Genomic DNA, 14,588 nt, shown 5'->3' with positions numbered 1-14,588 from the left:
TAATCCTTATGAAATACATACTATGTAAATTGTAACTCTAATTTACTTCTTAAACAAATCCAAAGTTTTATTGTTATTTTTATACATTTATAGTAGAATGTAATTACTATTACACAAAAAGGGAGGAAGTTTTAATGTGGAATTCACGCTTATCTAAAAAATACCTAAGTGTCTTAACAATGTTATTTATGTTGTTCTCCATAAGTTCACCTGTTTTTGCAGATGAGACAAGCTCAACAACTACAGATGATGCCAAGGTTATCCTAACTCTATTAGGAACAAGCGATCTTCATGGAGCAACTAACAGTTGGTCATATGAAAGTAAAATGGATTATGGTAATGTTGGACTTGAAAGAGTATCAACAATTTACAAAATTATCAAGGAAGAAAACCCAAACACACTTTTATTTGATATTGGGGATACAATTCAAGGAAGTATTATGACAGATGATTTATATAATAATAATGCTGATGAAAAGCAACCTATGATTGATATTATGAGTTTCATAGGCTATGATGCTATGGCACTTGGAAATCATGAATTCAATTTCGGAACTGCTCTTATAAAGAAGTTTGAAAAAGAAGCTAGTTTCCCAATTCTTTCAGCTAATACTTATTATAAAGAAGATGGTTCACACTTTGTAAAACCTTATGTTATTAAGGAAGTTGCTGGAATAAAAATAGGTATTTTAGGATTAACAGTTCCAAGTATTCCTAGATGGGATGGTCCTAAAGTAGAAGATCTTAAATTCGAACACATGGCTCAAGAAGCTAAAAAGTATACCAAAATTTTAAAAGAAGAAGAAAAAGTTGATATTATAGTATGCCTTGCTCATGCTGGATTAGAAACTAGACATGAAAAAGATAATAGTGATGCTGCTAAGTTTATACCTGAAGAAGCACCTGAAATATCAGCAATGTTCTTAGGACATGACCATTCACAAGTTAATACTGTGATTAATGGCGTTCCAACAGCTGCCCCTGTAGCTAAATACGGACAAGCAAATGAAGTTGCAAGAATAGATTTAACTCTTGAAAAAGTTGATGGTGTTTGGACAGTTACTGGAAATGAGATTTCTCACATAGAGTTAGCTAAACATGATCCTGATCCTGCTGTTGTTGAATATGGTAAAAAATATCATGAAACCACTTTAAAATTCTTAGAAAACACAATCGGAACTGCTACTGCTGATTTCCATCCTGCTTCAGAAGTTCCTGGTATTCCTGAAGCTCAAATAAGAGATACTGCTCTTATTGATTTAATAAATGATGTGCAACTTAAGATTACTGGTGCTGAAGTAGCCGCAGCAGCATTATTTAAGCCTAATTCAAATCTTAGAAAAGGTGATTTAAACTTCGCTAATGTCTTTGATATTTATAAGTATGCTAATAAGCTTGTAGGTGTTGAGGTAACTGGTGCTGAACTTAAAAAGTATATGGAATGGTCCGCAAGTTATTACAATACCTTCAAACCAGGTGATTTAACAATTAGTTTTAACGAAAAAATAAGAGGATATAATTATGACATGTTTGCTGGAGTTAACTATAAAGTTGATGTATCCAAGCCTGCTGGAAAAAGAATCGTTGATTTAACGCTTAATGGTAAACCTGTTACTGACGATCAAATAATAAAACTTGCAATAAACGACTATAGATATAGCGGTCTAAAAGGAAAAGGAATGATATCTAACGAACCTTATTTCAATTCTGATCCTAATACTCTAAGAAGCTATATCAAAGATTATATAGAGGAGAAAGGAACTATATCTCCAAAAACAGATAATAACTGGGAGCTTATAGGATACACTTGGGACGAGAACCTACGTAAAATTGCAATTGAAGCTGTAATATCAAAAACTATAAGTATTCCTAAATCTAAGGATGGTAGAACAAGTAACGTAGCTGCAGTTACAGTTAATGATCTTAAAACTGCTGGATTAGTTCCTGTAGATATGACTTATATCGTTAAATATGGTGATACATTGGGCAGTATTTCTCAAATATTTAAAGTAAGTCTTGATTCAATAATCAATGCTAATTCATTTAAGAATATAAACCTTATATTCCCTGGAGATAAAGTTATTATCCCAGGAAAAGCTCATGACGATAAATTCAATACTTATATTGTTAAGGCTGGGGATACATTAGGTAAAATCGCTGAGATGTATGGTATTGATTACAAAAAGATTGCTGACTTTAACAATATCAAGAATATTAATTTAATAATTGAAGGACAGAAAATAATTATTCCTTCAAATTAATATAAACATAATTAAGCCTAAGCTAGTAAGCTTAGGCTTTTAAGTTTAATTTATTTTAATCTCTTTAATAATTTCAGAGATTTTTTTAATATTTATTCTATTTGAATTCTTTATTTTTTTATTACTTAGCCACCTAGCCATTTCATGTAACATAAAAATTCTTTTATCACAAACATTTATTTCACATTGTTCATTACTAAAAACAACAAAATTTAAAATCGAAATATTCTTAATGCCCATTTTTATTAAGTTATGATTTAAACATTTAATATGACCTTCATTCTGCATTATTGGATTATAAAAGGTCTTTTTCTCTCCACTCTTCTTTAGTTGATACCAATTCTTATCTTGAATATTTCCAAAAACACTTCCACTTAAATTCTTATTCTCGATAACTAAAATTCCATAAGATGCTACAATCAACAGATCAATTTCAGTACTTCCATCATAAAGAGGAATTCTAATATTTTTAAATATCTTATACCCCTTCTTCTTGCATATCTTTTTCAACACCTTATACGAACTTTTTTCTCCCATCTTCCCAGCTTTATTTATACGATATGTTACAATCCACCTTTTGTAATTTATGAGAACATATATAACCATTAATAAAATTAGCATCCAAATATATTTCATTAAGTTACACTCCTATCTTGTTTATATTATGTTATTATATCATATCAGTATTATTATACGCGTCTAGTTAATACTATAAATAAACCTAAACTATATAAAATAAGGAGATGTTACAATGAAGGAAGTAATAATATACTCAACAAAAACATGACCTCACTGCCCACCAGCTAAAGATTATTTAGCAAGCAAGGGAGTATCCTTTGTTGAAAAAGATATTCAAAAAGACCCAGCTGCAAGAAAGGAATTAATGGCTCTTGGTTCAATGTCTGTTCCAACTATTAAAATTGGTGATGAAGTAATTGTGGGCTTTGACCAAGGAAGAATTGATCAAATTTTAGGCTTATAAAATAAAAAGGCATGCTTTGCATGCCCTTTTCTATTTCTATTAAGCTTCTATCTGTATTTGTCTTTCCACTTTATTATTTTTCAAGAAAATAATAATAGTTATAGGTAATACTACAGCTGCTACTCCTACTAGAATTAAAAATATTTTTTCTCCTAATTTTTCTGCAATTATTGTTATGGCAAATCCACCAAAAAAGTTATATACAACATGCATTATAATTGGTGCCCAAATAGTTTTTGTTTTATAATAAACAATAGCTAGTAAAGCACCTAAGAAACATGCATAAATTCCTTGTAAAATGTTCATATGTGCTATTCCAAAAATTATTGCTGAAACAACAACACACCCTCCAATTTTCAAATGATTCTTTAGAGAATTAAAAATTAATCCTCTGAATAACACTTCTTCAAAAACTGGAACTCCAATAATCATCGAGAACATTCCTAACCACGCCATTACCACTTGTAGAGTACTTCTTGTTTGAACAACTCCACCTTCTGATACTTCACCTGAAGTGTTTCTAACCACATCTGTTACACTATTAATACTATCACTTATTGTTGAATAATCAGTAAAAAATTCTTGAAGAAGACCTACAACAATAGAACTTAAAAATGCTAAACAAGTACCCATTATAACAATCAAAGTTACATTTTTAATACTAACTTTTTTTACCCCACACATCTTCACAAGAGAGTTCCCTCTTCTCTTAAGCATCAAATTATAAATAAATAAAGTTACTAATGATGCAACAAGGCTTATTACAAATACGTTTCTTTGTATTATTTCTGCTATATTAGTACTGATAGTTGTAGGGTCAGTTGATGTTGCCCCTACATAAACTCCAAGAAAGACACCAATAATTGCACTAACCAGAATCTGCATTCCTAAGTATATTGCAAAATACACTGCTGGCTTTTTTAAACTCTTTAGTAATTTCATATTTCCCTCCATTAATATAAATTTATACAAAATGTGATAAAATCATACCATATATCTCTTTTTTTGTAAATGCTTTAACTTACTAAAACACAAAAAACTGATACTCTCAAGGAGTATCAGTGGTTTTATTACAATCTTATAAAAGTTTTTTAGCTTCTTCAATTGCCTTATCATAATCGGGATGGTTTGTAACTTCTTGAACATATTCAACATATTGAACAGTTCCCTCTTTGTCAATAATAACAATACCTCTACTTAAAAGTCTCAATTCATTTATTACAAAACCATATTTTTTACCGAAATCTAACTCTTTATAATCAGAAACGATCATGCTGCTTTCAATACCTTGTGCTCCACAAAATCTTTCTTGCGCAAATGGAAGGTCTACACTAATTGTTAATACTACTGCGTCTTTTAATTCAGCTGCATCTTCATTAAATTTTATTGTTTGCAATTCACAAACCTTTGTATCAACTGAAGGTACCGCACTGATAAGTACAACTTTTCCCTTTAACTCATTTAAATTAAATGGTGACATATCTCTCTTAACAGCATGAAACTCTGGTGCTTTCATTCCTATCTTTATTTCTTCTCCTCTTAATGTTAAAGCATTTCCACCCATTGTAATCTTTCTATCCATTATTTAATCCTCCTGTTTTTAATATCTATTTTTATATTTACCTTTAAAATCTTTTTTAGCAACAAATAATAACTATTATATAATGATAATTATTTGTTACCATTATTTTATTCCTTTTTTATATAGTTGTCAACTCAAAAGCTAAATAAAATAAAAAAGTCAATATGTAACTCATAGGTTACATATTGACTCTTGATATAATTTAACATACCTAGCAGAAGTCTCTCATCTTCTATAAGTGGGAGATGAATGCGTAATCTTAATACTTTTACATGTATAAAAAATCATAAATGCGAAATAATAAGAATGAATGTTCTCGTGAATCATTATGATTGTAATGAAAAGTAAAGGTGTTGAAAGTAATGAAACTCAACAAAGCGTATAAATTCAGAATATATCCAAATGAAAATCAAATAGAGATTATTGAAAAATCTTTTGGTTGTTCAAGATATGTATATAATCATTTCTTAAACCAAAGGAATGAAATATATAAAGCAGAAAAAAGATGTATGAAATATACAGAACAACAAAATCAATTACCAAGTATGAAAAAAGAACTTGTATGGCTTAAAGAAGTTGATAGTACATCACTGCAGATGTCACTAAGAAACCTTGATGCTGCATTCAAAAATTTCTTTGAAGGTAGAGCAGACAGACCAAAATTCAAAAGTAAAAGAAACAACTATAAAACATATACAAGTAATTTTGTGAATAACAATATTGAAATTAAAAAAGATAAAATAAAACTGCCTAAATTGAAATATGTTAATGCAAAAATTCATAGATATGTTGAAGGTAGAGTAATAAACGCTACTGTTTCTAAAACATCAAGTGGTAAATATTTTGTATCTATATGTGTTGAAACAAAGATAGAGCCATTAAAAAAAGTATCGGGGAATGTTGGTATAGACTTAGGGTTATGTCATTTTGCAATATTATCAAATGGTGAAAAGATTCAAAATCCTAAGTATCTAAAAAAGTCATTAGATAAATTGGCAAAGGAACAAAGAAAATTAAGTAGTAAAGAAAAAGGCAGTAACAATTGGAATAAGCAAAGAATAAAGGTTGCTAGACTACATGAACGTATATCTAATCAAAGATTAGACTTCATCCATAAGCTATCTAAAAGAATTATAAGCGATAATCAAGTTATAATTCTTGAAGATTTATCAGTTAAAAATATGATGAAGAATGATAAATTAGCTCAAAGTATTTCAGATGTAAGTTGGTATAAATTTGTTACTATTCTAGATTATAAAGCAAAATGGCATGGAAGAAAAATTCATAAAATAAATAGATGGTATCCATCATCTAAAACATGCAATAATTGTGGTCATGTTTTAGATGAAATGCCACTGCATATAAGAGAATGGAAATGTCCTAAATGCGATAGCATTCATGATAGAGATATAAATGCCAGTAGGAATATCTTGAAGCAAGGGTTATTAGAAATAGCTTAAAAAAAATAAGAACCGTAGGTCTTGCGGGAATAGCCTGTGGAGAAAGTAGATTGCGAAATCTGTGAAGCAGGAAAAGTTCTTGGATATACCAAGAAGCCCCCACTTCAGCGTGAGTAAGTGGAGGGAGAGTTCACATATCCTATTATATTATTCATTAGAATACTCTAAATATTTTATTAATTCTTTACATTCTTCACTACATATGATAAGATTATGAAAGTTTTAATTTTTAACTTAAGGAGGTTATTATGGATTACACTCTTGAAAATAAATTAAATGAACTTTTCAATTCTTATAATAAAATCCGAAAGGGAATCAAATGGATAAATCCATATATTATGCATTTTCTTGCATTCCATTACACCTTCAATGGCACTGAATTTGATAAATCAAAATTCTTAGAATTAAAAAAATATATTAAAGCTTTAACAAATTTAACATCAGTTTTTAGAACAGATCTTAATATGTCAATTGTATCTTGTTGTTGTATGAATTCACCTGATTCAAAAGCCCAATTTACAAAAACCTTAAAAATCTCCGATTCCTTGCTTGAGTCAGGTTTTAAAAATTGGAGTTCGCTCCCTATTTGTTCTTGTTATCTAGCAACTTTCTCAAAATTTGAAAATTTAAAGCCTATAAGTAAAGCTGCATACAACATGTACTTTAAAATGACTAATACCCCTAATTTATTATCCTTATATGAAGATTCCTCATTCGCTCTTCTATTATCAATTGATGGTAATGATATTGATGATAAGTTAGATAAAATTCAAGCTTTATTAAATTATTTAAAAGAGATGAATTTTGAGGAAAATGAAAATCTTCAAATAATGGCTTATATTTTATCTTCATCAAATTATTCAAGTACTGAACTTATTCACAACTGTTTGGAACTTAATAAATTATTAAGCAATACATATAAGTTGAGAAGTATATCATACCCTTACATTGCACTTTTAAGTCTTTTTAATAAGGATAATAATGATATAGTAAAAGATATATGCGATGTTTTCACTTATATTAAGAATAATTCATTATTTGATTCTTTAGATGATGAATATCTTTTTTTCCTATCTATGAGTTTTATAATATGTGATTATACATACAAAATTTTAAATAATTCAGAAGATAAAACTACAGTTTCAGCAAATGAAAATTCCATTTTTGTTTTTCTAGCAAAACTATTAATTATTTCAATAAATCATTTATCAACAAAACTAGGATAAAAATTAAAGCACGGTCAACCGTGCTTTTCTTTTAAGAGTCACTATATTTTAAAAAACTTAATTGCAGTCTCTGCTTTTATTTCATCCATATCATCCAGTTTAAATATATAATCTATAACAGCAGCAGATATAGTAACATCTTCTGCTCTTTCGTCTTTTCTCTTTTCTGCTAAACTAATTAGTTCTTTTACTTCACTTACTTTTACATTCTTATCAAACAATGCTAAAATCTTATATTCAAATAATTTAAGGAATACATCCTTAACTCTTTCCCATTGTTCAATATCTTTAATTTTTGTTCCTATTTTCCTACTAAGTTTTTTAGTAGCTTTATTTATTTTTTCAATAACATTATCATATATGAAATTTATAGAATCTACCTCTACAAATAATTTTGCAATAACATTCATGATATCTTTTTTAATTACATCACCTTGATCCACATCTAGATTTATATACAGATCATCAAAGTTATCTTCCTCAAACCTCTCTTTTATGAAACTTATAAAGGTTTCAAAGTCTTCTGCATTATTACCAAGTTCAATCTCAAATAATACCCTAAAGAATAAATTCCATTGAAACTCTTCATTGATCATTTGTAGTATTCTATTACCTATAATTTCACAGAATTCCCCCTCTAAACAAATCTCTCTTTCAAATTGAAGTTCACTATTAAATTCAACTTTATTTCGTCCTATTTCATTTAATCTTGTGAATGTCTTTAATAGTATGTGATTATATTCATTTAGCTTATCTGCATTATTACTTCTGAAAATATACTTCATAATAGTATCACATGATTTCTTAAAATCAACTACAATACCTATACTTGTTTTCATTTTATTTGAGTATATTTCATATATCATTTTAGATAATAATAATTCCATCTGAACCTTTCTTACTTCTGGATCTCCTGAATTATTCTCATTGAACTGATTATATACAATCTGTAATTGATTATCTATCATAGTAAGATTCTTTTTTATAGAAGCCATAATATCTTTTATAAATCCATCCCACATAACATAATTATTATTTTTATAAATTACTTTATGTTCTATCTCTCCCCAGAAAGTATTTACAAGAGATTTAATCTGTAACTCAAAGTTATATTTATTACCGTTATCTATGTAAACACCATCTATTCTAAAAATCTTAAAACCATTTTTTTGTTCTTGTGGCTGTTTCCCCTCTAATTCTAAACGTATTCTATCATTTAACTGGTTATATGAATACCCATTAATATCTGTCTTATTAAAATGCTTTTTAAATATTTTATATACTCTTTTTTCATCCTCAATGAATCTACATTCAATTCGTACACCCATAAGGTCAGAAAGATTTTCTATTACCATCTGTGGAGAATTATATTTTTTATAATAATTATTTCGTAATATTTTTTCCTTTAGTGATTCCTTCCCCTTAACTCTTGAATTTACATTCATATATGCCTCATTATTTAAAATCAATATTTCTTGAAAATATGAGGATAATTCTATGGAAATTTCTTCCAAATCATTCCTTTTCTCTTCAAGCAAATCATTAACTTCATCAATGAAATTAAAAATCTTCAACTCCATATTCTTCCTCCTAAGTTATCTCAATGTACTACATATTTCTCAAAAGTCTAATTTCAATTATAAGTTTACCATAAGTATTCAATCAATCCTATAAATTTAAGATTAATTAAAATTAAATTCTCTATTAACATTTTTATAAACTATATATTTTTTTAAGTTATTTATTCATCAAAAAAAATTTATTGTCAAATTTTTCTTGACGTACTCTTGAAAACAGATTATACTTTAATTAACATCAAAATATTTTTGACGTATAAATTTGGGACGATAATTAAAATTAAAATATTTGGGGGTATATTTATGAAAAAGAAAAATGAAAATTCAATTTCTCTAATCAATATCGTAAGAAATTATAAAGATTATTCAAAACTATTTACTGCTAATTTAATTTCAAGATTTGGAGATTCTCTTGATGCCATAGCATATTCTTATATGGTTTTTGCATTAACAGGATCAAAAGCCTTACTTGCTTTAGTTTTCTTGTTTAATGTGTTACCGAACTTACTTATTAGTTCCTTTGCAGGTGCAGCCGTTGATTTCTTTTCAAAAAAGAAAATTATTGTTTTAGGTGATATACTAAGAGGTTCAGTAGTAACTCTAACTGCTATTCTTTTTATGAGAGACAGTTTAGAAGTATGGCAGATTCTAATGTTTACATTTCTCAACTCAGTAATTGAATCCTTTGTGTCACCTTGTAAGTTTGCAACTATTCCTAGATTAATAGATGAAAAATATTACTTAGTGGTTAATTCATCACTTCAATCTGTAGTAAAATTTGTTGAGTTAATTGGAATGGGTATAGCGGGTATTATTATTGGAACATTGGGTATTCCTTTTGTTATGGGAGTTGATGCGGTAACCTTCTTTATATCCGCAATAATAATCTTAACAGTTACATTCCCAAATGAAGAGAAAAAATCATTTACAGTTAAAAATTACTTTAAATCCTATTCAGAAGGTTTTAAATATATATTCAATAAAAAAATCATTTTTACCCTTGTGTTAAGCTTATCACTATTCAATTTTTTCCTTACTCCTGTAAGTATTTTTAATGCAGCATATGTAGATGAAATACTTAAGATGGGTCCTGAAGGTTTAAGTTATTTAGGAATCGGATTTTCTGTTGGAAATATTTTAGGTGGAATCTTAGCTGGAACATTTGGAAAGAAACTTGGATACACTATGATGATGTTCTTGGGATTATTTTTTACTGGAGTATTCTACACAGCATATTCAATACCAGGATTCACAACAATTATTTCACCAAAGTTAATTGCATTCTCATCATTTTCACTTATTGGAGCTGCTATACCTTTTGCTAGTGCTGCTCTATCAACCATTTTAATGACAGTGGTTCCAAAGGAAATGCTTGCTAGAATAGGTTCATTCTTAGGTATGTTTACACAATCTTCACTTCCATTAGGATCACTAGTGTTTGGTGCACTTATATTAACAACTACTCTTCAAACTTTGATTTTGATTACAGGTATATGTCTTGTGATATTTAGTTGCATACCAACTTTAATATATTCAAAGTTTGTTAAAAGTCAAGCTTCTATAAGTGAAGTAAATGTAAGTGAATCACCAGCTTCATAAAAATTAAGCTTTAAAACAAATAAAAGGTATATAGTAATTCTATTAAAGTAATGTTACTATATTACGTGGGTGATTATAATATGATTGAAAAATTGGTTGTAAAAACAAGAGAAGAAATAAAAATTATGACAGATCCATATAGGATAGAGATTATAAATATAATGAAAAACCACTGTTCTCCTATGACGGTTAAGGAAATTGCGGAAAAAATGGGGGAACCTCATGGTAAGGTGTATTATCATATAAAGAAATTGGAAAAAATCGATGCTATAGTTCTTCATCATACAAGAAATATTAAAGGTATAACTGCTAAATATTATGAAATTAATTTTAAAGAATTATCTATTTCCCCTTCATATTCTGATGATTCTAATGTAAACCAGGCCTTAAATATGATAGCTAGTTACTACGATGCTAGTAAAAGAGATTTCTTGAATTTTTATAAGAAACTTCTTGTAGAAGCTAACAGAAAGGATTTATCTCCTGAGGAGGAATCAGCATTGAAAAAGAAAGATGATCCTTATAAGACTGCAACATTACAGAACTTAGTGTTATATTTTACAGAAGAAGAATTTAACTCTTTCAATGAAGATCTGAAAGCTTTACTTGAAAAATATGATAATGAAGATAGCACAAAACCTTATAAAAAAGAATTATTTGTCTCACTTTATTCAAAGGACTAAAAGGATAAACTCAAGTTAAAATACTTGAGTTTATCCTTTTTTCTTACCTTATAAATAGAATCACTTATTAAATTTAATTATTAGGTTAAACTACATTTATAATAATAAACCTAAAAAAATTATTAATCACTACTAAACAGTATGATTGGAGCAATAATTAATGAAGAAAGAAGTTATTTCTGATAGACAAGGAATCTCCCTTATGGTTTTATTTATAATTGGAACATCTATTATTTATGCTTCAGGCATAAAAGCTAAACAGGATATGTGGATAGCAATTATTTTATCATTAATTGCTGCTTTTCCTTTAGCTATGATGTATGTACGTTTACATTCTCTCTTTCCCGGAAAAACCCTATTTGATATCTGTGAACTTTGTTTCGGTAAATTTACAGGAAAGATAATTACGGTTTTATATGTATGGTTTATTTTTCATACAGGTGTATCAGTTATATTAAATTTAAATGTCTTTATCACTACAGTTTCTTTATTTAATACACCTCCTATAGTTCCATTAACATGTATTCTTTTATTATGTGCATGGAGTGTAAAAGAAGGAATAGAAGTACTTGGTAGATGGTCCTCTTTATTTGTAATTGTATTGGTCACTTTTATAATATCTACAGCACTATTTTTAGTTCCTCAAATTAAAATAAATAATATTCTTCCAATTTTAAATAATGGTATGAACCCAGTTTTAAAAGGTGCTTTTGGTACATATGCTTTTCCTTTTACGCAAATAATTGTATTCACAGTTGCTTTTTCTAATTTTGAAACAAAAAAATCCCCTTTTAATATTTATTATAAAAGTATGTTAATCGGAGGTTTTTTAATACTTCTTATATCTTTAATGAATATTATGGTTTTAGGTATAGATGCAGCTTCTAGAGTATATTATCCTTCTCACGCAAGTGCTCTTAGAGTAGATATTGGAGAATTGATACAAAGGGTTGAAATAATAATATCTGCTGGATTCGTAATTGGAGCTTTTGTTAAAGGAAGTATATATTTACTAGCCACCTGTAAAGGAATTTCTAAATTATTTGATTGTAGAGATTATCGTTTTATAGTAATTCCGGTAGCTTTACTTATGATTAGTCTTTCTAATTATACTTATTATGGTATTATGGATTATTTTTATTGGATATTAGAATTATGGACAGTTTATTATGCCCTCCCCTTTCAAATGGTTGCACCTGTTATTATATGGATTTTTGCTGAAATAAAACATAAAAGATTAATTACTAATTCAAATGTAACATAAATTTATAGTTGACATTAATATCATTTTTATATATCATATCAATAATAAAATATTTTAAATACGTTGATGAGAATAGTACATATAATTTTTTTTTACAGAGAGAAGACAACTGGTGAGAGTCTTTAAAAAATCTATATGGAACCTACCTCTAAGTACTGTGTGATGAAGCACAGCGTGTTGCTCTCGATACGAGTTGAAAGAGGATATATTTAAATCTAATACTAAGATTATTTAAATATATTAACTAGGGTGGTAACGCCGAAATTTATTCTCGGTCCCTTTTAGGGATGGAGTTTTTTTTATTGAATAAATTAATACCATAAAGAAAGGAGAATGGAAATGAGTAAAAACAAAAAACTAGTTCAAGAAATAACATCCATGGATGTGGATTTCGCAAAATGGTATACAGATGTAGTAAAAAAAGCTGATTTAATTGACTATTCAAGTGTAAGGGGCTGTATGATAATCAAACCCTACGGATATGCAATATGGGAATTATTACAAAGCCAACTGGATACAAAACTAAAAGAAACAGGTCATAAAAATGTATATATGCCTATGTTTATACCAGAGAGTTTGCTTGAAAAAGAAAAGGATCATGTAGAAGGTTTTGCTCCTGAGGTTGCATGGGTAACCCATGGAGGGCAAGAAAAATTAACTGAAAGGTTATGTGTAAGACCAACATCTGAAACTCTATTCTGTGAACATTACGCAAATGATATACAATCCTATAGAGATCTTCCACGTCTTTATAATCAGTGGTGTTCTGTAGTTCGTTGGGAAAAGACTACTCGTCCATTCTTAAGAACATTAGAATTTTTATGGCAGGAAGGTCATACAGCACATGCAACTGCTGAAGAAGCACAAGAAGAGACTCTTAAGATACTTGATATATACTCTGACTTCTGCGAAAACATATTAGCAATTCCTATGATTAAAGGACAAAAAACCGATAAGGAAAAATTTGCAGGAGCACTTAGAACATACACTATCGAAAGCTTAATGCACGATGGAAAAGCACTTCAATCTGGAACTTCTCATAATTTTGGAGACGGATTTGCTAAGGCTTTCGGTATACAATATACTGATAAACAAAATAATCTATCATATGTACATCAAACTTCTTGGGGAGTTACAACAAGACTTATAGGAGCACTTATTATGGTTCATGGAGATGATAGTGGTCTTGTTTTACCACCAAAGATTGCTCCTACACAAATTAGAATAATACCTATTGCTCAACATAAGGAAGGTGTTTTAGAAAAAGCTGATGATTTAAAAAGACAATTATCTCAAAATGTACGTGTTGATCTAGATGATAGCGATAAGAGTCCAGGATGGAAGTTTAGTGAGTGTGAAATGCAAGGAATACCGTTAAGACTAGAAATAGGACCTAAAGATATTGAGAAAAATCAAGCTGTTCTAGTTCGTAGAGATACTAGAGACAAAATATTCATTTCTCTTGATGAGGTAAATGAAAAGGTAGCTGAAGCATTAGATATTATTCAAAAAGAACTTTTAGAAAAAGCACGAGTTCATAGAGATGAACACACTTATGAAGCCCAAAATATAAATGAATTAAAATCAATCCTAGAAGAAACTCCTGGTTTCATAAAAGGAATGTGGTGTGGAGATCGAGCTTGTGAAGATAAAATCAAAGAAGAAACAGGCGCCACTTCCAGATGTATTCCTTTTCAAGGAGAATCTATAAGTGATACATGCGTATGTTGTGGAAAACCTGCTGATAAGTTAGTTATATGGGCAAAAGCATACTAAAAAAACAATGGAGAATGGATAATTGAGAATGGAGAATGATGGATGTTTCTGTTCCACAGAAACTACATTATATTATTCTTTAGGACAATAGTTTTTTACTCATTTTATCTTTAGATAAAATATTGTATTTATAATGTAACTATTTTCTTTACTATTCCATTATGATTCAATCTATTAG

11 protein-coding genes, 1 pseudogene and 1 other annotated feature are annotated in these 14,588 nt (G+C 28.7%); of the genes and pseudogenes, 8 read left to right on the top strand and 4 right to left on the bottom strand.

Annotated elements, in window-relative coordinates:
• The first annotated feature begins 134 nt into the window (after positions 1-134).
• On the top strand, positions 135-2,261 hold the full coding sequence (locus tag OW730_RS10525; protein WP_271228975.1) for a 5'-nucleotidase C-terminal domain-containing protein: 2,127 nt from the start codon (positions 135-137) through the stop codon (positions 2,259-2,261).
• A gap of 45 nt (positions 2,262-2,306) precedes the next feature.
• On the opposite strand, the gene OW730_RS10520 is transcribed toward OW730_RS10525, so the two are convergent.
• The gene (locus tag OW730_RS10520) at positions 2,307-2,897 is read right to left on the bottom strand and encodes a nuclease-related domain-containing protein (RefSeq protein WP_271228974.1); all 591 of its coding nucleotides are present in this window, start codon (positions 2,895-2,897) and stop codon (positions 2,307-2,309) included.
• A 163-nt stretch (positions 2,898-3,060) separates the two neighbouring features.
• Here OW730_RS10520 and OW730_RS10515 point away from each other — a divergent pair.
• Positions 3,061-3,243: pseudogene (locus OW730_RS10515) on the top strand (glutaredoxin family protein); the annotation flags it as partial.
• Between the two features lie 39 nt (positions 3,244-3,282).
• On the opposite strand, the gene OW730_RS10510 reads toward OW730_RS10515, so the two are convergent.
• Together OW730_RS10510 and tpx are read right to left on the bottom strand one after the other, a co-directional pair.
• Positions 3,283-4,185, bottom strand: a complete 903-nt coding sequence (locus OW730_RS10510; protein ID WP_271228973.1) for a CPBP family intramembrane glutamic endopeptidase — start codon at positions 4,183-4,185, stop codon at positions 3,283-3,285.
• Positions 4,186-4,321: 136 nt separating this feature from the next.
• Complete coding sequence (gene tpx / locus OW730_RS10505; RefSeq protein ID WP_271228972.1) at positions 4,322-4,825, bottom strand: thiol peroxidase; 504 nt, start codon at positions 4,823-4,825, stop codon at positions 4,322-4,324.
• A 362-nt stretch (positions 4,826-5,187) separates the two neighbouring features.
• Between tpx and tnpB the strand changes: the two genes are divergently transcribed.
• Positions 5,188-6,285: an IS200/IS605 family element RNA-guided endonuclease TnpB gene (gene tnpB, locus OW730_RS10500; protein ID WP_271228971.1), complete on the top strand. Its 1,098-nt coding sequence runs from the start codon at positions 5,188-5,190 to the stop codon at positions 6,283-6,285.
• A gap of 248 nt (positions 6,286-6,533) precedes the next feature.
• Positions 6,534-7,511, top strand: coding sequence for a DUF4003 family protein (locus tag OW730_RS10495; RefSeq protein ID WP_271228970.1), 978 nt, complete (start codon positions 6,534-6,536; stop codon positions 7,509-7,511).
• Between the two features lie 41 nt (positions 7,512-7,552).
• On the opposite strand, the gene OW730_RS10490 is transcribed toward OW730_RS10495, so the two are convergent.
• The gene (locus OW730_RS10490) at positions 7,553-9,091 is read right to left on the bottom strand and encodes a GTP pyrophosphokinase (RefSeq protein ID WP_271228969.1); all 1,539 of its coding nucleotides are present in this window, start codon (positions 9,089-9,091) and stop codon (positions 7,553-7,555) included.
• Positions 9,092-9,391: 300 nt separating this feature from the next.
• Here OW730_RS10490 and OW730_RS10485 point away from each other — a divergent pair, with 300 nt between their 5' ends.
• The 4 genes from OW730_RS10485 to proS all read left to right on the top strand — a co-directional run bounded on the left by OW730_RS10485 (position 9,392) and on the right by proS (position 14,410).
• Positions 9,392-10,687: an MFS transporter gene (locus tag OW730_RS10485; protein WP_271228968.1), complete on the top strand. Its 1,296-nt coding sequence runs from the start codon at positions 9,392-9,394 to the stop codon at positions 10,685-10,687.
• 80 nt (positions 10,688-10,767) lie between these two features.
• The gene (locus OW730_RS10480; protein WP_271228967.1) at positions 10,768-11,370 is read left to right on the top strand and encodes a helix-turn-helix domain-containing protein; all 603 of its coding nucleotides are present in this window, start codon (positions 10,768-10,770) and stop codon (positions 11,368-11,370) included.
• Positions 11,371-11,530: 160 nt separating this feature from the next.
• The gene (locus OW730_RS10475; protein WP_271228966.1) at positions 11,531-12,634 is read left to right on the top strand and encodes a GerAB/ArcD/ProY family transporter; all 1,104 of its coding nucleotides are present in this window, start codon (positions 11,531-11,533) and stop codon (positions 12,632-12,634) included.
• A 54-nt stretch (positions 12,635-12,688) separates the two neighbouring features.
• Positions 12,689-12,917 (top strand) — a binding site (T-box leader).
• Between the two features lie 56 nt (positions 12,918-12,973).
• Positions 12,974-14,410, top strand: coding sequence for a proline--tRNA ligase (gene proS, locus OW730_RS10470; protein WP_271228965.1), 1,437 nt, complete (start codon positions 12,974-12,976; stop codon positions 14,408-14,410).
• Positions 14,411-14,588: the final 178 nt, after the last annotated feature.

The organism is Oceanirhabdus sp. W0125-5, from assembly GCF_027938815.1.
GTDB lineage: Bacteria > Bacillota > Clostridia > Clostridiales > Clostridiaceae > Oceanirhabdus.
This window is presented reverse-complemented; position numbering and strand designations above follow the sequence as displayed.